We start from the raw sequence: 21088 nt of genomic DNA, 5'->3' as shown, positions 1-21088 counted from the left end.
AATCACTCAGCGGCACTGAGAACCGGTACCGGCATGATTTGGGTCAGTCGCTGGAGCAGTCTGGAGCGCTCGCCCGCCGCCTTTTCGGCGCTTGCCTGCCGGACATGGCCATAGCCGCGGATCAGCGCCGGGACCGAGACCAGGGCTACCGCGGCCTCGATCTTGCCCGGCGCCAGCGAACTGGCCACGAGCTGTAGATCGGCCTCGTACTGCGCCAGCAATTGCCGCTCCATGCGCCGCTCGGCGGTGTAGCCGAACAGGTCGAAGGCCGTGCCGCGCAGGCCCTTCATGGCAGCCAGCAGGCGAAAGCCTTTCATCATCCATGGGCCAAAGCTCGATTTCCTCGGTTTGCCGTCATTGCCGCGACGTCCCATGATCGGCGGGGCGAGATGGAATTCAAGTTTCTCGTAGCTCTGGAACTGCATGCCAAGCGCGGCGGCGAAGGAGCCGTCGGTATAGAGCCGCGCAACCTCGTATTCGTCCTTGATCGCCATCAGCTTGAACAGGCTTTTGGCGGCGGCTTCGGTCACGGCGGTCGAACCCGGCATGGCCTTCGTTTCTGACCTTCGCAGCGCCGAAATCCTGTCGGCGTAGCGCTTGCCGTAAGCAGCGTTCTGATAGGCCGTGAGGAAGGCAACACGGCGGGCGATGATATGGTCCAGTGTCTCAGCGACCGGACCGGCCTGTCCGGCCTTGTCGCCGAGGGTTGCGGACGGCTGGGCGATGAGGCTGCGCACGAAATCCGGCTGATGCGCGGCGCGGCGGCCCCAGCGGAAAGCAGCGATGTTCATCGCCACCGCTTCGCCATTCAATTCAATGGCCTTTTCGACGGCTTCGGCCGAGAGCGGCAGACCGCCGTACTGGAAGGCAAAGCCGAGCATGAACATGTTGGCGCCCAGCGAATTGCCGAACAGGGCTGTGGCGGTGCGGGTGGCGTCGAAGAAATGCGCCTTGTCGTCACCGGCCGCTGAGCGGATCGCCTTCTTCAGGCGCTCGATCGGCAGCGAGAAATCGGCCGATCGAGCAAATTCGCCCGGCATGATCTCGGCGGTGTTGGCGAGGAAGATCGTATGCCCCTCGCGCACCGCCGTCAGCACTTTCTTGGCGCCCGACACGACGAGATCGCAGCCGAGCACGAGGTCGGCTTTTCCCGCCGAAACGCGAATGGCATTGATGTCCTCCGGCGTGCGGGCGATGCGAACATGGGTGAACACCGAGCCACCCTTCTGGGCGAGGCCGGCCATGTCGATCATGCCGCAGCCCTTGTCCTCCAGATGCGCCGCCATGCCGAGCACGGCGCCGACGGTGACGACGCCGGTGCCGCCGACGCCATCGATGATCGCCGCCCAGCCCTCGACGCCGAGCGGGAATTCGGCTGGCATCGGCACGCCTTCAAGCGGGTCGGTCCCGCCGGCCAGGCCCTCGGCCTTGCGGATCTTGGCACCGTGCACGGTGACGAAGGACGGGCAGAAGCCGTTGACGCAGGAGAAATCCTTGTTGCAGCTCGACTGGTCGATCTTGCGCTTGCGGCCGAATTCGGTCTCGACCGGCTGGATCGAGACGCAGTTCGATTGCACGCCGCAATCGCCGCAGCCTTCGCAGACCAGTTCATTGATGAACACCCGCTTGTCGGGATCGGGAAAGGTGCCGCGCTTGCGACGACGGCGCTTTTCGGCGGCGCAGGTCTGGTCGTAGAGCAGGATCGATACGCCCTTGACGTCGCGCAGCTCGCGCTGGACGAGGTCGAGGTCGTCGCGGTGGTGGATAGTGGCGCCGGCCGGGAATTCGGCCTTCCCGGCATATTTGTCGGGTTCGTCGGTGACGATGGCGATGCGGTCAACGCCCTCTGCCCGTACTTGCCTGGCGATCATGTCCACCGTCAGCCCGCCCTCATGCGGCTGGCCCCCAGTCATGGCGACGGCGTCGTTGTAGAGGATCTTGTAGGTGATGTTGGCCTCGCTCGACAGGGCGAAGCGGATCGCCAGCGTGCCGGAATGGTTGTAGGTGCCGTCGCCTAGATTCTGGAAGATGTGGTCGCGCCTGGAGAACGGCGCCTGGCCGACCCATTGCGCCCCCTCGCCGCCCATGGCGGTAAAGCCAACTGTGTTGCGATCCATCCACAGCGCCATGAAGTGACAGCCGATGCCGGCGGCGGCGATCGAGCCGTCCGGCACCTTGGTCGAGGAATTGTGCGGACAGCCCGAACAGAAGAAGGGTGTGCGCGAGCCGATGTCGGTGGCATCGGCCAGCATCGCCTGGAACTGACGTAGCTTCGCGACCCTGGCCGAAATCTCTTCGGATGGGCCGATGGTCCTCAGGATTCTCTCGCCGAGCGCAATGGCGATCTCGTTGGGGTCGAGCGCCCCCTTGGCCGGAAACAGCCAGTCGCCGCGCTCGTCCTTCTTGCCGACGATGGCCGGCTGCGAGGCCGTGCCGTAAAGGCTTTCGCGCAGTTGCACCTCGATGAGGGAGCGTTTCTCCTCGACGACGACGATGGTGTCGAGACCGCGCGCGAAGTCGGCGATGTGCTGCAGGTCGAGCGGCCAGGGGCAGCCGACCTTGAACAGCCGCACGCCGATGCGGTTGGCGGCCGCCTCGTCGATGCCGATATCCTCCAGCGCCTGGCGGACATCGAGATAGCTCTTGCCCAGCGTGATGATGCCGAGTTTCGGATTGCTGCCGCCCGAATAGACGAGCCTGTTCAGCCCATTGGCATGGATGAAGGCGGAGGCCGCGGCACGCTTGTGTTCATGCAGCCGTTCTTCCTGGCCGAGCATGTCGATCTCGTGGCGGATGTTGAGGCCGCCCGGCGGCATGTCGAAATCCGGGACGACGATGTTCAACCGTTCGAGCGAGGCGTCGACCGAAGCCGTCGATTCGATGTTGTCCTTGACGCATTTGATCGCCGCCCAGGTGCCGGCGAAGCGCGACATGGCAAAGCCGTACAGGCCATAGTCGATGATCTCCTGGACACCGGCCGGGTTGAGGATCGGCACCATGGTGTCGACGAAGAGGAATTCCGTGGCGTGCGCATTGGTCGAGGATTCGGCCATGTGGTCGTCGCCCATGAGCGCAAGGACGCCGCCATGTCTGGACGAGCCGGCGAGATTGGCGTGGCGGAACACGTCGCCCGAACGATCGACGCCCGGCCCCTTGCCGTACCAGACCGAAAAAACGCCATCATGGGTGCCCTCGCCCAGCAGTTCCGTCTGCTGCGAGCCCCAGCAGGCGGTGGCGGCCAGCTCTTCGTTGAGGCCGGGCTGGAAAACGATGCCGGCCCCGGCAAGCTGCTTTTTCGCCTTCCACAGCTGCATGTCGAGGCCACCGAGCGGCGACCCGCGATAGCCGGAGACGAAGCCTGCCGTGTTCAGGCCGGCGCGGCGGTCGCGCTCGCGCTGCATCAGGAGCATGCGGATGACCGCCTGCGCGCCGGACAGGAAGATGCGCTCCTTTCCAAGATCGAACTTGTCGTCGAGCGCGACATCATGCAGCGTCATCAGGCATTTCCTCTGCGAAGGCCGCGCGGGGCAGCAGCCAACGTCGGGATCGGATGACGCATCCTTTCTCCCCTTGCAAGACAGGTCAAACAAAATCGAAAGGACCGGCCAACGCGCGACAAACTGTTCGGCGGGCGCTGGACCACGCATCAAACGGTGCGTCACCAAGCGCGATGGCACACGAAAATTCAGCGGAAATCGAGGCCGTCGGAAGGTGTCAGCCGGCTTTCGAGCAGTCCGGCTTCGGCTCGCCCGGCAGCTTGCCGTCGGGATGACCGACGAGGTCGGGATTGGACGTGTAGAGCTGGTCGATGACCAGCGGCCGATCGGGCAGGATGGACTGGTCTTCCGTCGACATCAGCGTGGTGTCGATCTCCTGCAGGACCGCGCCATCGGCGCCCTTGATGCTGATGGCGATGGCATAGGGCTTGTTCCTGACGACGCAGGTCAGCGCCGGGCTTTCCAGACTCACCTTATCGAGCTTCGGCCAGATCTTCTGCTCGACCACGAAGGGATCGCCACCGGCGGGGTTCTGGAAACTGGCAACCGCCACCTGACCCCCGCCCATCGGCCGCAAGGGTCTCAGCGTCACGACATAGGTCGCCCTGGCGAGGCGGTAGTTGAAGACGAATATCTTGCCGGAAACTTCAAACAGCTTGCCTTCACCGCCGGTATCCCGGCAAGCGCCAAGTGTCATCGCCGCGATCAGCGCCGCGCCAGCAACCGTCGAGCGGGAAAGAATTCTAGGCATTCCTGACCTCATTGGCCGCCATGCGGCGGCGATAGTGACGGCTTGCCTTCTGCCTGTTGCCGCATACCGCCATGTCGCACCAAAGGCGGCTGGAATTGCGGCTTCTGTCGACGAACAGCCAGGTGCAATTGGGACAGATCCTGAGCCTCGCGACGGTGTCGTCACGCAGCAGGGAAAGCGCCGAAACCGCCAGTGCCGCCTCGAAGGCGATCGGCGTCGCCGGATCGCCGAACGGCCGTCCCTGCGCCCCGATCTCGGTCCCGCCGGCGGCCAGGCCGTCGGCGCAGGACCGCAGGAATTCGGGCAGATCGGCGGTGGCCACCGCGCCTTTCAACACAGCGCCTCGAAACAGCCTATCGGTCGTCTCGCGGATCGACAGCACGACGGGCGCGATTGCCGCCGGCGAGGACACCGCCAGCCGCCTGTCGCCAAGCTCGGCGGCGCGAAAGCCGCTGGCCGCGTCGGCGAAGCGGGCGATTTCGGCCGGATCGTCGAAGCGGTCGAATGTGCGCTCCGGATCGCCGCGCAGCACGACGGTGTTCGCCGTGTCGAGCGCGAGCAGGCCGCCGGTGAAGCGGTGAGAAGTCCAGGCAACTGTCATTCCCGAACATCTAACCGATAAATCGCGTTTGACAAGTTAGATTCGGCGATGCAAACCTCGGATGCGTAGGGTATCGTCGCGTTTGTCCGCTCCGCGCTTGTCCTATTCCCTCTTGGGCGGGATGCTTCTGGTGTTGTCGAGCATGCTTTACTTCTTCCAGCAGGTGCTGAACGGGCTGCATTCGGGTGCGCTCTATGCGTTGCTCGCCTTCGGCTATGTGCTGACCAACGGCATTCTGCACCGCACCAACCTCGCCTATGGGGCGCTGTTTGCCTTTTGCGGCCAGGCAATGATCCTGAGCGTCGCCTTCGGCTACCAGGTGCTGTGGCTGACGCTGCTTGCTTCGGTGCTGTTCGGCGTCCTCGCGGCGTTCCTCTATGCGGCGCTCATCAGCCATGTCCTGTCGCGCAGCGTCTTCGAGCCGTTGGCTGACCGCTCGCCCAACGCCATCGTGGTGACGACGCTCGGCATCCTGCTCGTCCTGTCGGAAGCAAGCCGCATCGCCGCCGACACGCATGATCTGTGGCTGCCGCCGATGCTGGCCGAGCCCATCGTTTTCGCCGAACGCTCAGGATTCAAGGCGACGCTGACGCTGATCCAGATGCTCGACTGCGCCGTGGTCGTGGCGGCGGTCGCCCTCGCCACCTGGGTATTTGCCCGCTCAAGCTTCGGCCGGTGCTGGCGCGCCGTCTCCGACGACCCCAGGGCCGCCGCCCTATGCGGCGTCGACGTGCGTGGCGTGTTCCGGCGTGCCGTGCTGTTCGGCGGCTTCTGCGCCGCGCTGGCCGGGGTCATGGCCAGCCTCTACTATGGCAATGTCAGCTTCGGTTCCGGCCTTGTCTACGGCCTGAAGATCCTGTTCGTGACGGCGGTCGGCGGTTATCTCTCGCCGCCAAAGGCGGCGCTGGGCGCGGCCGCTTTCGGCATGGCCGAATCACTGTGGGCCGGCTATTTCCCGGTCGAATGGCGCGACGCCTGGATGTATCTGTTCCTGGTTGCCATGCTGATCCTGATCGGCGCCGGTCGCGACACCGGCAAGGTCGTCTGATCCCGCCAGACTTTGGTTGCATGACGTTTCGTCAGGGCGCGGTTTTCCACCGTGCCGGGAGCGCCGATGGCCTGCATCCGTCCTCCCCTTGTTGACCAACCGGACCACGCACTGCATACGGTTGGGCCAGGCGGCGCGACGAAAGGGGCGATCGCGCGTCACCGCATCAGGGAGGAATGCATGGCAGGGCTTCTCGCTCTATCCAGAACGATCGATCGTATGAACGAGTTCATCGGCAAATCGGTATCCTGGCTGATCCTGCTGGCGATCCTGGTGAGTGCTGCCAACGCGGTCATTCGCAAGGTGTTCGACACCTCGTCCAACGCCTGGCTGGAGCTGCAATGGTACCTGTTCGGAGCCGCCTTCATGCTGGCCGCCGCCTACACGCTGAAACAGAACGAGCATATCCGCATCGATATCGTCTACGGCCTGTTTTCACGCCGCGTGCAGCACTGGATCGACCTCTTCGGCCACGTCTTTTTCCTGATGCCGTTCGTGACGCTGATGGTGTTCTATTTCGTGCCCTACGTGTCGCTGTCGTTTCACAGCGGCGAGATGTCGACCAACGCCGGCGGCCTGATCGTGTGGCCGGCCAAGGCGATCCTGCTGGTCGGCTTTTTCCTGCTCGCGCTGCAGGGCATTTCCGAGATCATCAAGAAGATCGCCATCATGCGCGGCGTCATTGAGGATCCCAACCCATTCATTTCCGTGCACGAACAGGCTGAACTCGAAGCCAAGGCGCTCGCCGAAGAGGTGCGTTCGTGATGGAGTTCATCGCCCAGAACATGGCGCCGATCATGTTCGCCTCGCTGATCCTGTTCATGCTGATCGGCTATCCCGTCGCCTTTTCGCTCGCCGCCAACGGCTTGATGTTCTTCTTCATCGGCGTGCTTCTGACGCCCTATTCGGGCGGCGCGATCAATCTCGCATGGCCGCTGCTCTATGCGCTGCCGGACAATTTCTACGGCAGCCGGGTGATGTCGAACGACACGCTGCTCGCGATCCCGTTCTTCACCTTCATGGGCATCGTGCTCGAACGATCGGGCATGGCGGAAGACCTGCTCGACACGATCGGCCAGTTGTTCGGGCCCGTCCGCGGAGGCCTCGCCTACGCGGTGATCTTCGTCGGCGCACTGTTGGCCGCGACCACAGGCGTGGTGGCGGCGTCCGTCATCGCCATGGGACTGATCTCGCTGCCGATCATGCTGCGCTATGGTTATGACCGCCGGGTGGCATCCGGTGTCATCGCTGCCTCGGGCACCCTCGCCCAGATCATTCCGCCGTCGCTGGTGCTGATCGTTCTCGCCGACCAGCTCGGCCGCTCTGTCGGCGACATGTATGCCGGCGCCCTGATCCCCTGCCTGGTGCTGACCGGCCTATACACGCTCTACATCGTGATCATGTCGATCGTCCGGCCAAAGTCGATGCCTGCCCTGCCGCTTGAGGCGCGGACGCTCGGCCATGGCGTGGTGTCGTTGCTGATCGCGTTGATAGCGGCCATTGCGATCGCCTATGCGGCCTACCGTTACCTGGTGCCCGCTCATGGCGACAACGCCGATATTCTCGGCGCGACGGTCGGCGTCATCTTCATCTACATCGTCGCGATCCTCGACCGCAGCCTGAACATCAACATGATGTCGCGGCTGGCGCAGCAGGTCGTGATCGTGCTGATCCCGCCGCTGGCGCTGATCTTCCTGGTGCTGGGCACCATCTTTCTCGGCATCGCCACCCCAACCGAGGGCGGCGCGATGGGCGCGGTCGGTGCGCTGGCGATGGCGGCAATGAAGGGCCGGCTGTCGATGGACGTGATCAAGCAGGCGCTGGCCTCGACGACGCGGCTGTCGTCCTTCGTGCTGTTCATCCTGATAGGCGCGCGGGTGTTCTCGCTGACCTTCTACGGCGTCAACGGCCAGATCTGGGTCGAGCATCTCTTGACCTCGCTGCCGGGCGGCGAAGTCGGCTTCCTGATCGGCGTCAACATGCTCGTCTTCTTCCTCGCCTTCTTCCTCGATTTCTTCGAACTGGCCTTCATCATCGTGCCGCTGCTGGCGCCGGCGGCCGACAAGCTCGGCATCGACCTGATCTGGTTCGGCGTGCTCCTGGGCGTCAACATGCAGACCAGCTTCATGCATCCACCATTCGGCTTCGCGCTGTTCTACCTGCGCTCTGTCGCCGCCCGCGTGCCCTATCTCGATCGCCTGAGCGGCAAGCAGATCGCGCCTGTGACAACGGGCCAGATCTATTGGGGCGCGGTGCCATTCGTCTGCATCCAGGTGATCATGATCGGCTTGACCATCGCCTTCCCGCAAATGGTGATGCGCTACAAGGGCACGGCCGTCGATTCCGGCACGATCGACTACACGGTGCCCGGGGTGCCCAGCCTGTCGCCGCTCGGCGCGCCGGACGGTGGCGGCGCGCCTGCCAATGGCGGCGCCGCACCGACGGCTCCCGGCACGCCCGATCTGTCGCAGCCCCCGAATTTCGGCGATGCGCCGCCGGCCAAGCCGGCTGCACCCGCGCCGGACCTGTCGCAACCGCCGAGCTTCAATTGATGGAAACGATGCCATGAAAGCCGTGCGGTTGGAGGCAGTGGGCAGCATCTCGTTGCGCGAGATCGCCAAACCGGTCCCGGGCCCGGACGACCTCCTGGTGCGGATCGAAGCCTGCGGTGTCTGCGGCACCGACCGGCATCTTTTCCACGGCGAGTTCCCCTGCAGGCCGCCAGTGACACCCGGGCACGAATTCTCCGGCATCGTCGAGGCAACCGGCACCGCCGTCTCCGGCTTTGCCGTCGGCGACCGCGTCACCGGCGACCCCAACATCGCCTGCGGGCGCTGCGGCCATTGCCATGCCGGCCGCGTCAATTTGTGCGGCAATCTCACCGCCATCGGCATCCACCGCGACGGCGGCTTTGCCGACTATGTGGTGATGCCGCAGAAACAGGCCTTTGTCCTTCCCGCCGATCTGAAGCCAACTCATGGTGCTTTCTGCGAGCCGCTCGGCTGCTGCCTGCACGGCGTCGACCTTGCCGAGATCAAGCCAGGCAGCTCGGTGGTCGTGCTCGGCGGCGGCGTCATCGGCCTGCTCACCGTGCAACTGGCGCGGCTGGCCGGGGCCACCACCATCATCCTGTCGACACGGCAAGCGTCGCGGCGCGCGCTTGCCAGCGAACTCGGTGCGACGGCGACGGTCGATCCCGCCGCCACCGATGTGATCGAGGCCATCGCCGGTCCGGCCGGACTGATGCCCGGTGGCGCCGACGTGGTGTTCGAATGCGCCGGTGTGCGCGAGACCGTCGAGCAGTCGATGCGGCTGGCAAGGGCGGGCGGCACCGTCGTCATCGTCGGCGTGACGCCGCAAGGCATGAAGGTGGAATTCGAGCCTTTCGACCTGTTGTTCCGCGAACTCAAGGTAGTGGGCTCATTCCTCAATCCCTACACGCATCGCCGCGCCGCCGAGCTTATCGCGTCGGGCGTGATCGAGATCGATCAGTTGATCTCCAGGCAAGTCACGCTCGAAGAGGCGCCAGGGGTGATCGCCAATCCGCCGGCTCCGGGTGAAGTGAAGGTGCTGGTGGTGCCAGCTATGGGCTGAGGTTCAGGCTTCGCGGCATTTGGCGATTGCCGTCGCCGTCGAGCAAAGAAAAGCCCCGGGGAACAAAAATGCCCCGAGGCTTTCGAAAAGCAAAGTACGATCGCCTACAGCTTGCCGTTGCGCTGCTGGACCATCATGAAGGTGTCGTAATTGTATTCGGCCACCTGCGCCCAGAGATAGTGCTCCTTGCGGAAGCCCTTGATCGATTCCCAGATCTTCTTGAACGGCGCGTTCGAGGCTTCCATTTCGGCGTAGACCTCGTTGGCCTTCTCGAAGCAGGCGGCCATGATCTCCTGGCTGAATGGGCGCAGTTTGGCGCCGCCGGCCACCAGCCGCTTCACCGCCGGAGGGTTCACATAGTCGTATTTCTGCAGCATGTTGGCGTCCGCGGCCTGGGCGCACGTCCGCAGCAGCGACTTGTAGGTCGGCGAAAGCTCGTCGTATTTCGCCTTGTTGAACATCAGGTGGACGGTCGGGCCGCCTTCCCACCAGCCGGGATAGTAATAATAGGGCGCGACCTTGTAGAAGCCGAGCTTCTCGTCGTCATAGGGGCCGACCCATTCGGCGGCGTCGATGGTGCCTTTTTCCAGCGCCGGGTAGATGTCGCCGCCGGCGATCTGCTGCGGCACCACGCCGAGCTTCTGCACCACTTTGCCGGCAAAGCCGCCAATGCGCATCTTGAGGCCGGAGAGGTCGGCGACGGTGTTGATCTCCTTGCGGAACCAGCCGCCCATCTGCACGCCGGTGTTGCCGCCCGGCAGGCCGAACAGACCTTGCGTGGCGAGAAACTCATTGAACAGGTCGATGCCGCCGCCATGGTAGTGCCATGCATTCATGCCGCGCGCGTTGAGCGAAAAGGGCACCGCCGCACCCAGCGCCCATGTCGGGTCCTTGCCCCAGTAATAATATGCCACCGTGTGGCAGGCCTCGACCGTGCCGGCCGTGGTGGCATCGGCGGCCTGCAGGCCGGGAACAAGCTCGCCCGCGGCAAAGACCTGGATCTGGAAATTGCCGTCGGTGGCTTCCGACAGCATCTTGGAGAACACTTCGGCCCCGCCATAGATGGTGTCGAGCGACTTCGGGAAGGACGACGCCAATCGCCATGTCACCTTGGGGTTGGACTGGGCGATTGCCGGTGCGGCGAGCGTGGCCGCCGCCGCGGCTGCGCCGACGCCGGTGACGCCGGCCTTGCGGATAAATGAACGACGATCCATGCAGTTCCTCCCTTTTGGACCAACAAACCGACGTTCGGGAAATCCTCGGCTCCCGCATCGGTTCGCTCGAAACAATACACGGGCAAGGAGTCGAGTCCAGCACGGCGGCCGGATTTGATGGCGAAGCCACGCGACCCTGCAACTATAGTCTAACAGGCGGTTTCGTGGCCCATGCGACACGCTGAGACTTGGCTGGAAAAATGCCCGGGGATCGCTTATTTAGAGGCAGGACATCCCTTGCCAGATGGAAGACAGACCCAAAATGCAGCAGCCGCTCGTCGCCATATCGACCGACGTCCGTCAGTTCGACAACTACACCTGGCATGCCGCCCCCCAACAATATCTGGAAGCAGCAATCGTAGGTGCCGGCGTTTTCCCACTGCTCGTGCCATCGTTCGGCGACCGGCTGGACTTCGACGAACTTCTGTCGTCGGTCGACGGCGTCATGTTGACGGGCTCGAAATCCAACGTCGACCCCTCGCTCTATGGCGGCGATGCCAGCGAAGCGAACGGCCCCTATGACACCGCGCGCGACTCCACGACGCTGCCGCTGATCCGCAAGGCTATCGAGCGCGGCGTGCCGCTGCTCGCCATCTGCCGCGGCATCCAGGAATTGAACGTGGCGCTCGGCGGCACACTGGGCACCGAGATCCAGGAGCGCGAAGGGTCGCTGGACCACCGTGCGGCGGTGAGCGACAAACAGGATGAGCGCTTCGCCATTCACCAGACCATTTCGATCAAGACAGGCAGTTGCCTGGCCGGCGTGTTCGGCGCCGGCGACATCAAGGTCAATTCCTTGCATCGCCAGGCGATCGACCGGCTGGGATCGAAGCTCGAGATCGAGGCTGTCGCCACCGACGGCACGGTCGAAGCGGTTTCAGTCAAGGGTGCCCGCGCCTTCGCCGTCGGCGTCCAGTGGCATCCCGAATACTGGGTCAAGTCGGACAGCAATTCCGCCAAGATTTTTCGCGCTTTCGGCGATGCGGTGCGCCTGCATGCCGCCGCGAAAGCCGGCGCGCGGGCGGCGGCGGAGTAGTCAGTTTCCAGGTTTCAGGCCACCGTCTGATGCCAGCGACAGCAACGGCTGGGCCGGCGCGTAGGATTCGTAGCCATCGCCATCAGCCACGGCAAAGGTGACGATCGGATCGATGCCGTTGGCGCTGAAGGCAACGGTTCCGTCGTTTTGCTCGCGCCAGAATTTAGCCCGCTCGAGGCCCGGCAGGAGCCGTCGGCAATTCGGCGCCACCGTCAGCAGCGACAGGCCATCCGAGACCGAGGCGCCGCGCGTGACCGCGCATGCGCCTTCGTCGCCGTTGGCAATCAGTCTGTAGGCATTGGAAGGCGTGGCCTCATTGGCAATGCTTTCCCCGCTGCCGTCATGAAACAGCTGAACGCCGCCAAACAGCGCGGCTGCACCGATCAATGCGAAAAGCGTTTTCATCATTCCTCATCCAGCACACAGGATGAAGAATGATTTCAAATGGTTAAGCGGACGTTAATAAGTGTGGCAGTGCCACCGCTCAAGGGCGAGCCTTCACATGCGCCGTCTCGGGCACTGGTGTCAGCGGCCTGCGGTCGCTGAACCACGACACCAGATTGTCGACGCACAGATCGGCCATGGCGCGGCGTGTATGCTCCGAGGCCGAGCCGACATGCGGCAACAGAGAGGCGTTTGGTAAGTCGAGCAACGCTTTGGGGACATTCGGCTCGTCGGCGAAGACATCGAGCCCGGCCGCGGCGATGGTGCCGTCGGCGAGAGCGGCCGCAAGGGCCGCCTCGTCGACGGTACTGCCGCGGCCGATGTTGACGAAGACGCCGTTCGCGCCGAGCGCCGACAGGATCTCGGCATTGACCGCTTTCTGTGTCGAAGCACCGCCGGGCGCCACCGAAATCAGCGTGTCGACTGCCTCGGCCAAGCCCTTCAGCGTGTCGTGGTATTGATAGGACAGGCCTTCGACCCGGCGTCGGTTGTGATAGGCGATCGGCAGGCCGAAGGCCTCCAGCCGCCGTGCAATGGCTTGTCCGATGCGGCCCATGCCGAAAATACCGACGCGGCGCGCGCGCAAGGTCAGCCGGCTCAGCGGATAGTTGCCCTTCTTCGCCCAGCTGCCGTCACGCAGCCAGGTTTCGGCACGCGGCAGATCGCGCACCGTGTTGATCAGCAGCCCGATCGCGGTGTCGGCGACCTCTTCGGTCAGCACGTCGGGCGTGTTGGTGACCATGATGTTCTTCGCCGCCGCATGGCCGACATCGACCGAATCGTAGCCGACGCCGAACGAGGCTATGAGTTCGAGCTTCGGCAACGCATCGATCATCGCCGCACTGATGCCGGCAAAGGATGCGATGCCACGCACCGCGCGGCGCATCTCGTCGGTGACCAGCGCGGGATCGGCGCGCTCGATGCCGATGCGATTGAACGTCCGGTCGATACGCGCGACGGCGTGGTCGCTGAAATCGGCCGGCACCAGAATGGCAACGGCTCCCAATTGTTCGGCCTTGGTCATGCACGCTCCACCGGCTTGCCGGTCGACTGGCGCACATGCAGTTCCGGCTTGATCAATTCCTGCGAGGGCCGCACCGTCTGCCCGTTGAGCTTGTCGAGCAGCGCACTGGCGGCGCGGCGGCCGACCTCGCGCTGGCCGTTCCAGACGGTGGTCAGCGCCGGCGTGGCTATCGCCGCCTCTTCGAGGTCATCATAGCCGGTGACGGAGATGTCGACGCCCGGCACAAGGCCGGCACGCGCAATGCCGTTCATCAGGCCGATGGCGACGAGGTCGTTCCAGCAGCAGGCCGCGGTAGGCCTGTCCTTCAGCGCCAGAAACTGCCCGGCGGCCTCGAAACCGGCCTGCTTGGTGCGCGGGCCTGATATGCGCCAGGATGGCCTGACTTCAAGCCCGGCTGCCTCCATGGCGTTCACATAGCCCTGATAGCGATCGCGGCCGGTCGAGGTCTGGTCGGTGCCGCCGATCATGGCGATGCGCTTGTGGCCAAGCGAGATCAGATGGTTGGTGGCGAGGCCCGTGCCATAGGCATCGTCGCCGCGAAACACCGGCACGTCGGCGCCCTCGACGGTGCGTGCGATCAGCACCGCCGGCAGCCCATTCTCCTCGGCCATGACGATATCGGACGCCGGCGTGCCGATAGCCGGCGACATGATGACGCCATCGGCGCCGAGCTGCAGCAATGTATCGATGAAGGTGCGCTGTTTTTCGAGCTGATCGTAGTGATTGGACAGGATGAAGGTCTGTCGGCTGCGGTCGAGCTCACTCTCGATCGAGCGCAGAATCTCGGCGAAGAACGGGTTCATGATGTCGTGGACGACGACACCGACAATGCCCGAGCGCGAGGTGCGCAGGCTGGCGGCGCGGCGGTTGTAGATATAGCCGATGGCGCGCGCATGTTCCTTAATGCGGTCGCGCGTCGAGCCGGCAACCAGCGGGCTGTCGCGCAGTGCCAAGGATACGGTGGCCGTGGACACGCCGAGCGCATCCGCGATCGTCGACAGCTTGATCTTCTGTGCCAGCCTTTCGCTCCCCGTCGTTTTTTTAAACTGTTTAAGGGCGGCCTTATGCCATCGATCCGGGCCAAATCAAAGTTTTTTTGCCAGCGCCTCGGCCTCGACATCCGAGGCCGCACGGCTGCGCAGCCTGAGCCGATGTTCGCGATGGACGATGTAGAGGCCGCTGGCGACGATGATGGCGGCGCCGACCAGCGTCCAGCGGTCGGGGAACTGCTTGAAGACAAGCCAGCCCGAAATGATCATCCACACCATTTGCGAATAGGGATATGGCGCGAGCGCTGTGGTCGTCGCCAGCCGATAGGCTTGGACCAGCAACCAGTGGCCGACACCGCCGAACACGCCAAGCATGAGCAGCACGGACCAGTGCCAGCCATCATGCGGCAGGGAAAATGAAAACGGCAGCAAGGGCAGCAGCAGGACCGTCGGCGCCAACGCCGAGAACAAGATCAGGCTCTCCGGAGTCTCGGTCGCCGACATGCGGCGCGTCATGATGACATAGAAGCAGTTCGACAGCATCGAGCCGAGCGCGAAGAGATGTCCGATGCCGAAAACGCCGACACCGGGCCGCGTGATGATCAGGACCCCGGCGAAAGCGGCCAGGATAGCCAGCCAGCGCCGCCATCCGGCCCATTCGCCGAGCAGCGGCCCGGCAAGGGCGGTGATCACCATCGGCCCGAAGAAATAGATCGACGTCGTCTCGGCCAGTTGCAGGGAGCGCAGCGCCAGGACATTGAACATGGTCGAGCCGAACAGGAACGCGCCGCGCATCACATGCGCCGGCAGGTTGACCGGCCGAAATCGCCTCGGTTCGCGCCAGCCACGCAGCAGCGCTCCAACCAGCACGACATGCACGGCAAAGCGCACCCAGGCGACGATCAGGACGGAGACGCCGGCCAGGACGAGATATTTGCTGCTGGTGTCGAGGAAGGTGAAGAAGACATAGGTGGTCAGCATGCACAGGATCGCCACCGGCGGCGTCGCGCTTTCGACATGTCTTTGGGAAGGATTCACGTGCAGGCCGGGGAAAAGCTGGGCTGGAACCCCACCTTTGCGGGAATTGCGGCTTGCCGGCAAGCCAATTGTCGCCCGCAGCCGCGCCTAAGCTCGCTGGTACAACAACAGTCGGCGTCAGGCTTAGCCTTCGGGCGCTACGCGTGCATGCGGGCGTCCTTGGTTATCTTGTCGACCACCTTCTTCTCGGCGCGCAGCGCTATGCCGACCACCTTGGCATCTTCGGGCGCGAACTCGGCAAAGACGGCGCGGTTGGCGGCATCGAAGCCGGTCGAGAACATCTCCTCGACATAGAGCGAGGTGGTGACGCCGCGTTCCAGCGCACGCCGATGGATCGCACTCATCGTTGCCTGGTCGGCCGAGAGCACGATGACCGGCTGGATCGACAGGGGATTGTAGAGATTGCCGATGCGGTCGCGATAGGGCTCGCCGATGATGTCGGGGAATTGCGCGACAATGCCGCTGGTCAGGAAGGCGGTGACGTTGAGTTTCTGCCAGACGGCCAGGTCTTGCCGCAGTACGATTGCAAATTTCGTATCGAACATGAGAAAACAAGCCATTCAAAGTTAGGCCCCGTGTAACGAGGCTGAAGGAGACGATGTCGTTCGATCTAGACCGCCAGGCCTTCGAGGGTCTTGGACGTTTGTGCGCCGATGCCGCTGAAAACTGCATCATCTCCGCTCGCGACCCCGTGGGGATGGAGCGCATCGAGGCGCGGTTTCACGGCAGCGCCTTCGATCCGCATCGCCACGACACCTACGCGATCGGGGTGACGCTGCGCGGCGTGCAGACCTTCCGCTATCGCGGCGCGGCACGGCTGAGCCTGCCCGGCCAGGTCATCGTGCTGCATCCGGACGAGTTGCACGATGGCGGCGCCGGCACGGAAGAAGGCCTGCGCTACAGGATGCTCTATCTTGAGCCGTCACTGATGCTCGACTGTCTCGGCGGCACGGCGCTGCCCTTCGTCAGGGACGGCGTGGTGACGGACGAGGCCTTCTGCGCGACCCTGCTGTCGGCGCTCGGGCCGTTGGAGCAGGAACTCGACGAGCTGTTCGTCGACGACTTCCTGGCGCGACTGATGCAAAGTCTGAACCGGCATGCCGGCAAGCCGGCAAAGCCAATAGCCGGGGCGGCGTGGCGGGCGGCGACACTGGCGGGTGAGTATCTCACGGAAAACCTCGACCGGCCCGTGCGTTCGGGTGAGTTGGAAGCCGTCACGGGTCTCGACCGCTATGCCCTGTCGAGACATTTCCGCGCGGCCTTCTCGACCAGCCCGCATCGTTTCCTGGTAATGCGCCGGCTTCAGCGCGCGCGCAGGATGATCGCCGCCGGCGTGCCCTTGGCACAGATCGCGATCGAGGCCGGCTTCAGCGACCAGAGCCACTTCAACAGGCAATTCAAGAAAGCGTTCGGCATGACGCCGGGCCGTTGGTCGTCCTTGATCCACGGAAATACCGCGGCAGCCTGACGGCCGGAGAGATCAGTCATCCGACTCGGCGTCGTCATCGATCAGCACCAGTTCCTCGTTGGAGAGGTTGGCCTCGATGCGGGCGAGCAGCTTGAACAGCGCCTTCTGGTCCTTCTTGTCGAGGCCCTTAAGCGCCTGCTTTTCGGTCTTCTTCACCGACTTCTCAATGGCGCGGATGGTTTCACGGCCGGTATCGGTGAGGAAGATATGGGCCTGGCGGGCATCGGAGTCGGACGCGCGTTTCTCCAGAAAACCCTGTGCCTGCAGCCGGTTGATGGTCTTGGTGATGGTCGGCGGACGCACGCCGAGGCGACCGGCGAGATTGCCCGGCGTCTGGCCGTCCTCACGGTCCAGCGCCAGCATGATCTGGTCCTGGCCGGCGTAAAAGCCATGCGCCAGGAGCCGTGCCGCCAGCGCGGTCCTTGCCAGCCTTGCCGCTGAATGCAGCCGGCTCATCGTTGCAGTCTTGTCCGCCTTGGCCATGGTCATCCCTCTTCGGCCGTACCGGTGCGCACAGCATAGACGCAGCCGGCCGGTTGGCAATCGACGATCGAAAAAGATTCCGGCATCCGAAACAGCTTTGCCGGCAAGCATTTGCGGTGTCCGCCGTGGTGATGCCAGATGTTTATTTCAGTTAGATGACAAACGAGTTTCGGGTGAAGGGAATTCGGAGCGACCGCTGCGTGAATGCCATCCGACGACCGGACAGCCCTGGCAAGAGGCCCGTTGATCATTCCGCCGCCGGGGACGGCGGCCGCTTCCGCGGCCATGATGCCGGGACAATCCCGGTCGGCAGCTTTGGCCCATGGTTTGCCCCGTGCAAAAGCCCGGCGCACATCCTATATGGAACCGACAATCCCTTTTCGCGGCCTGAATTTCAGGGCCTAGTCATTTCGAGGCAAGCCATGAGCGAAGCGCAGACACAGATCCCCGTAACCGTCCTCACCGGCTATCTCGGCGCCGGCAAGACGACGCTGCTCAACCGCATCCTGTCGGAAAACCACGGCAGGCGCTACGCCGTCATCGTCAACGAATTCGGCGAGATCGGCATCGACAACGACCTGATCGTGGAATCAGACGAGGAGATCTACGAGATGAACAATGGCTGCGTCTGCTGCACGGTGCGCGGCGACCTGATCCGTGTCGTCGAGGGCCTGATGCGGCGGCCCGGCCGCTTCGACGCCATCGTCGTCGAGACCACGGGTCTCGCCGATCCTGTGCCGGTGGCGCAGACCTTCTTCATGGACGACGACGTGCGCTCCAAGACCAAGCTCGATGCCGTGGTGGCCCTGGTCGACGCCAAGCACCTGCCGCTCAGGCTCAAGGATTCCAAGGAAGCCGAGGACCAGATCGCCTTCGCCGATGTCGTCGTGCTCAACAAGACCGACCTCGTCACCCCGGAAGAACTCGCCAAGGTCGAGGCGACGATCCGCGCGATCAACCCGGCCGCCAAAATTCACCGCACGACGCGCGCCGGCGTCGCCCTGTCGGAAGTGCTCGACCGTGGCGCCTTCGACCTGTCCAGGGCGCTGGAGAACGATCCGCATTTCCTCGAAGCGCATGATGAACACGATCACCACGATCATGATCACCACGACCACGATGGGCACGACCACCACCATCACGCTCATCCGTCCGACATCCATGACGTGACGGTGCAGTCGGTGTCGCTGCGCGGCGGCGAGATGGACCCGAAGAAATTCTTCCCGTGGATCGAGAAGGTCACCCAGATGGAAGGCCCTAACATCCTGCGGCTGAAAGGCATCATCGCGCTCAAGGGCGATGACGAGCGCTATGTCATCCAAGGCGTGCACATGATCATCGAGGGCGACCACCAGCGCGCCTGGAAGGACGGCGAAAAGCACGAAAGCCGGCTGGTGTTCATCGGACGCGAACTCGACGCTGAACGGCTGAAGAAGAGCTTTGACGCCTGCCGGGCCTAGGTTCAGCCACACGATTCAAAGCTTGAATTGTGCGATACGTACACATATCATGTGTACGTATCGCGATGAGGAATGACCATGCCTAGACCTGCGGACAACAAGACCGAGCGCTACCAAATCCGCATTCCCCCTTCGGAGAAGGCGATGATCGCGCGCGCCGCTGCGCTCTCGCACAAAGACATGGCAGACTTCATCCTCGATAAGATCGTGCCTGCGGCGCAGGCGGTGATTGATGCGGCTGAAGTGACGAAGGTGTCCGACCGCGACTTTAAGCGCATCCTGGACCTGCTGGAACACCCGCCAAAACCCAACGCCAGGCTCAAGGCGGCGATTGCGGCCTTGCCGGACACTTTGTGACTCTTCCGTCCTGGCACGAGGAGCCAATAGCAAAACGCCACGATCGAGCGTCCTTCGATTGTGGCGACCTGCAGATGAACGAATTTCTGCAGCGGTTCGCGCGACAGAGTCATGATCAGAATGCGGCCAAGACCTTCTGCGCGATCGGCGATACAGCTTCGGAACGTGTACTCGGTTTTTATACGATCGCGCCGTCCGCCGTCGCTCATGAAGCCGTTCCCGCAGCCCTGACGAGAGGCTTGGCACGACACGAAGTTTCCGGCTTCAAGCTTGGCCGTCTTGCCACCGATCGCACCGTCGCCGGGCAAGGCCTCGGAGGTCAGTTGCTTGCCGCAGCGGCATTGCGCTGCCTGCGGCTTGCGGGAGAAGGGGGCGGCATTCTGCTCATCATCGACGCCAAGAGCGAGCGGGCGGCAAAGTGGTATGCAAGCTACGGCGCCGAGCGTCTCACAGGATCGGATTTGACTCTGGTGATGCCGTTGGCAGCATTCGCTGCGGATCTACGAGCCAAGGGGCTGCTTTGACGCCTGCCCCTTCATCACTTGCCAATCCCGATGGTTGTCGGAACCGCAAACGTCGAGTAAGCCGCCTCTACAATTCTAATCCAGTCGAACAAAGATAACCCATGCCCACAGTTGCCCCGCTTGATCTCGAAGGCCATTGCGTCGCCGCCGTCTTCCTCGGCGACGTGCCGCATTTCGCGCTGGCCGATGGTGCTGTCCATCGGCTCGACAATGGCCACAAGACGGTGCAGGCCAATGACGGGCTGCTTGCCGCCTTCCATGACGCGGCCAACGACCGGCTGATCACCGGCGGCGAGGACGGCAAGGTTTTTGCCGTGAAAGCCGGCGGCGAGACCCAGGAGGTGGCGAACGCGGGAAAAAAATGGATCACCAGCGTTGCCGCCGGGCCGCAAGGCGCCATCGCGTATGCCACGGGCAAGACCGCCTTCGTGCGCTTCGCCGATGGCAAGACCCGGGAATTTGCCCATCCGCGCTCGGTCGAGGGGCTGGCGTTCTCGCCCAAGGGCATGCGCTTCGGCGTCGCCCGTTACAATGGCGCGACGCTGCATTTCCCCGCCGCCGAGGGCAAGCCGGTGGAGCTGGAATGGGCGGGCGCGCACACCGGCATCACCTTCTCGCCGGACGGCGCCTTTCTGGTCACCACCATGCAGGAAAACGCCCTGCATGGCTGGAAGCTGGCCGACGGCAAGCACATGCGCATGAGCGGCTATCCCGGCAAGGTCAAAAGCCTGTCATGGAGCGTGAAAGGCAAGTGGCTGGCCAGTTCCGGCGCGCCGGCGGCGATCGTCTGGCCGTTTTCGGGCAAGGACGGCCCGATGGGCAAGGCGCCGCTGGAGCTCGGCACGCGCGGCAATGCCATGGTGACGGCGGTCGCCTGCCATCCGAGCCAGGACGTCGTCGCAGTCGGTTACGACGACGGCATGGTGATGGCCGTGCGCTTTTCCGACGCCAAGGAAGTGCTTTTGCGGCGACCAGGCAAGGGCGCCATCACCGCGATGATGTGGGACAGGGAAGAACGCCGCGTCGCCTTCGGCAGCGCCGCCGGCGACTGTGGCGTCATCGACATCACGGCCTAGCCGGGATGGCCGATCACTCGGCCCCGCAGGAGACCTTGCCGGTCAGATCGACGGGCTTGCCGTCGCTTTCCTTGTCGGCCGTGCTGTCATAGACAGCGAGCTTGTAATGCCCGTCATAGACGCCCTCGTCGCTGGCCCTGGTCAGGATCGTTAATTCGACCGAACTGTAGATCTTGGCGACCTGCTGCTCGTGGTAGATGTTTAGCCGCAGTTCCTTGTCGTCGAGCCAATACTGGGTGAGGTTCGCATCCTCTAACACCGTCTTGCGCAATGGATCACCCGTGGGCCTTGCCTTGATTTCGAGGTCGCCGCGGAAATTGAAAGTCGGGCCGCCCATGCCCGTGGTGACGCCGGCATCAACCTGGAATTTGACCTGTGAATCATCGACGGTGCACCAGATACCGCCGGTCGCGAACGCCGTACCGGCCGACAGGAAGAGCATGGTCACGCAGATGATCGTCCGCATTCTTTCCCCCGCTTGTCG

22 protein-coding genes are annotated in these 21088 nt (G+C 63.7%); 10 read left to right on the top strand and 12 right to left on the bottom strand.

What is annotated here, in order from left to right; genetic code table 11:
• Positions 1–2: 2 nt before the first annotated feature.
• The 3 genes from LB557_RS15680 to LB557_RS15670 form a co-directional block, all read right to left on the bottom strand.
• Complete coding sequence (locus LB557_RS15680; RefSeq protein ID WP_224641558.1) at positions 3–3497, bottom strand: indolepyruvate ferredoxin oxidoreductase family protein; 3495 nt, start codon at positions 3495–3497, stop codon at positions 3–5.
• A 217-nt stretch (positions 3498–3714) separates the two neighbouring features.
• Positions 3715–4248, bottom strand: coding sequence for a hypothetical protein (locus LB557_RS15675; RefSeq protein WP_224641556.1), 534 nt, complete (start codon positions 4246–4248; stop codon positions 3715–3717).
• Positions 4241–4849 (bottom strand): CGNR zinc finger domain-containing protein, encoded by a 609-nt coding sequence (locus tag LB557_RS15670; protein WP_140723386.1) that lies wholly within the window; start codon positions 4847–4849, stop codon positions 4241–4243. Before LB557_RS15670 ends, LB557_RS15675 begins: the two co-directional genes overlap by 8 nt.
• Positions 4850–4991: 142 nt before the next feature.
• On the opposite strand from LB557_RS15670, the gene LB557_RS15665 reads away from it, so the two are divergent.
• The 4 genes from LB557_RS15665 to LB557_RS15650 all read left to right on the top strand — a co-directional run bounded on the left by LB557_RS15665 (position 4992) and on the right by LB557_RS15650 (position 9491).
• Positions 4992–5897 carry a branched-chain amino acid ABC transporter permease gene (locus LB557_RS15665; RefSeq protein WP_224641620.1) on the top strand — a complete coding sequence of 302 codons (906 nt, stop codon included), beginning with the start codon at positions 4992–4994 and terminating at the stop codon, positions 5895–5897.
• 180 nt (positions 5898–6077) lie between these two features.
• Complete coding sequence (locus LB557_RS15660) at positions 6078–6662, top strand: TRAP transporter small permease subunit (protein ID WP_015314287.1); 585 nt, start codon at positions 6078–6080, stop codon at positions 6660–6662.
• On the top strand, positions 6662–8449 hold the full coding sequence (locus LB557_RS15655) for a TRAP transporter large permease subunit (protein ID WP_224641619.1): 1788 nt from the start codon (positions 6662–6664) through the stop codon (positions 8447–8449). Before LB557_RS15660 ends, LB557_RS15655 begins: the two co-directional genes overlap by 1 nt.
• Before the next feature lie 13 nt (positions 8450–8462).
• A complete protein-coding gene (locus LB557_RS15650; protein ID WP_224641554.1) occupies positions 8463–9491 on the top strand; it encodes a zinc-dependent alcohol dehydrogenase family protein in 1029 nt (342 codons plus the stop codon).
• Positions 9492–9595: 104 nt separating this feature from the next.
• Here the strand turns inward: LB557_RS15650 and LB557_RS15645 are convergent, their stop codons facing one another.
• Complete coding sequence (locus LB557_RS15645) at positions 9596–10705, bottom strand: TRAP transporter substrate-binding protein (protein WP_027142806.1); 1110 nt, start codon at positions 10703–10705, stop codon at positions 9596–9598.
• Positions 10706–10949: 244 nt separating this feature from the next.
• Between LB557_RS15645 and LB557_RS15640 the strand changes: the two genes are divergently transcribed.
• Complete coding sequence (locus LB557_RS15640; RefSeq protein WP_224641552.1) at positions 10950–11741, top strand: gamma-glutamyl-gamma-aminobutyrate hydrolase family protein; 792 nt, start codon at positions 10950–10952, stop codon at positions 11739–11741.
• Here LB557_RS15640 and LB557_RS15635 read toward each other — a convergent pair whose 3' ends face one another.
• The 5 genes from LB557_RS15635 to LB557_RS15615 all read right to left on the bottom strand — a co-directional run bounded on the left by LB557_RS15635 (position 11742) and on the right by LB557_RS15615 (position 15781).
• Positions 11742–12146, bottom strand: coding sequence for a hypothetical protein (locus tag LB557_RS15635; RefSeq protein ID WP_224593152.1), 405 nt, complete (start codon positions 12144–12146; stop codon positions 11742–11744). It lies immediately after the preceding gene.
• Positions 12147–12225: 79 nt separating this feature from the next.
• Complete coding sequence (locus LB557_RS15630; protein ID WP_224641550.1) at positions 12226–13209, bottom strand: 2-hydroxyacid dehydrogenase; 984 nt, start codon at positions 13207–13209, stop codon at positions 12226–12228.
• The gene (locus LB557_RS15625) at positions 13206–14228 is read right to left on the bottom strand and encodes a LacI family DNA-binding transcriptional regulator (RefSeq protein WP_023772401.1); all 1023 of its coding nucleotides are present in this window, start codon (positions 14226–14228) and stop codon (positions 13206–13208) included. The genes LB557_RS15630 and LB557_RS15625 overlap by 4 nt, the downstream gene beginning before the upstream one ends.
• Before the next feature lie 66 nt (positions 14229–14294).
• Positions 14295–15236 (bottom strand): DMT family transporter, encoded by a 942-nt coding sequence (locus LB557_RS15620; protein WP_015314295.1) that lies wholly within the window; start codon positions 15234–15236, stop codon positions 14295–14297.
• 137 nt (positions 15237–15373) lie between these two features.
• Positions 15374–15781, bottom strand: a complete 408-nt coding sequence (locus LB557_RS15615) for a DUF2000 family protein (RefSeq protein WP_224641547.1) — start codon at positions 15779–15781, stop codon at positions 15374–15376.
• A 53-nt stretch (positions 15782–15834) separates the two neighbouring features.
• Between LB557_RS15615 and LB557_RS15610 the strand changes: the two genes are divergently transcribed.
• The gene (locus LB557_RS15610; RefSeq protein ID WP_224524116.1) at positions 15835–16704 is read left to right on the top strand and encodes an AraC family transcriptional regulator; all 870 of its coding nucleotides are present in this window, start codon (positions 15835–15837) and stop codon (positions 16702–16704) included.
• 12 nt (positions 16705–16716) lie between these two features.
• Here the strand turns inward: LB557_RS15610 and LB557_RS15605 are convergent, their stop codons facing one another.
• Together LB557_RS15605 and LB557_RS15600 are read right to left on the bottom strand one after the other, a co-directional pair.
• Positions 16717–17187, bottom strand: a complete 471-nt coding sequence (locus LB557_RS15605) for a MarR family winged helix-turn-helix transcriptional regulator (protein ID WP_015314298.1) — start codon at positions 17185–17187, stop codon at positions 16717–16719.
• Between the two features lie 2 nt (positions 17188–17189).
• Positions 17190–17474 (bottom strand): hypothetical protein, encoded by a 285-nt coding sequence (locus LB557_RS15600; RefSeq protein ID WP_224524115.1) that lies wholly within the window; start codon positions 17472–17474, stop codon positions 17190–17192.
• A 135-nt stretch (positions 17475–17609) separates the two neighbouring features.
• Here LB557_RS15600 and LB557_RS15595 point away from each other — a divergent pair, with 135 nt between their 5' ends.
• The 4 genes from LB557_RS15595 to LB557_RS15580 all read left to right on the top strand — a co-directional run bounded on the left by LB557_RS15595 (position 17610) and on the right by LB557_RS15580 (position 20604).
• Positions 17610–18647 carry a CobW family GTP-binding protein gene (locus LB557_RS15595; RefSeq protein WP_224524114.1) on the top strand — a complete coding sequence of 346 codons (1038 nt, stop codon included), beginning with the start codon at positions 17610–17612 and terminating at the stop codon, positions 18645–18647.
• A gap of 78 nt (positions 18648–18725) precedes the next feature.
• Positions 18726–19004, top strand: a complete 279-nt coding sequence (locus LB557_RS15590) for a DUF1778 domain-containing protein (protein WP_015314300.1) — start codon at positions 18726–18728, stop codon at positions 19002–19004.
• The gene (locus LB557_RS15585) at positions 19001–19528 is read left to right on the top strand and encodes a hypothetical protein (RefSeq protein WP_015314301.1); all 528 of its coding nucleotides are present in this window, start codon (positions 19001–19003) and stop codon (positions 19526–19528) included. The genes LB557_RS15590 and LB557_RS15585 overlap by 4 nt, the downstream gene beginning before the upstream one ends.
• A 101-nt stretch (positions 19529–19629) precedes the next feature.
• Positions 19630–20604, top strand: a complete 975-nt coding sequence (locus LB557_RS15580; protein ID WP_140723408.1) for a WD40 repeat domain-containing protein — start codon at positions 19630–19632, stop codon at positions 20602–20604.
• A 13-nt stretch (positions 20605–20617) separates the two neighbouring features.
• Here the strand turns inward: LB557_RS15580 and LB557_RS15575 are convergent, their stop codons facing one another.
• A complete protein-coding gene (locus LB557_RS15575) occupies positions 20618–21070 on the bottom strand; it encodes a hypothetical protein (protein WP_140714361.1) in 453 nt (150 codons plus the stop codon).
• Positions 21071–21088 lie beyond the last annotated feature (18 nt).

Source organism: Mesorhizobium sp. BR115XR7A (assembly GCF_020165315.1).
GTDB lineage: Bacteria > Pseudomonadota > Alphaproteobacteria > Rhizobiales > Rhizobiaceae > Mesorhizobium > Mesorhizobium australicum.
The sequence above is the reverse complement of the archived record's forward strand: the minus strand, read 5'-3'. Positions and strand labels throughout refer to the sequence as shown.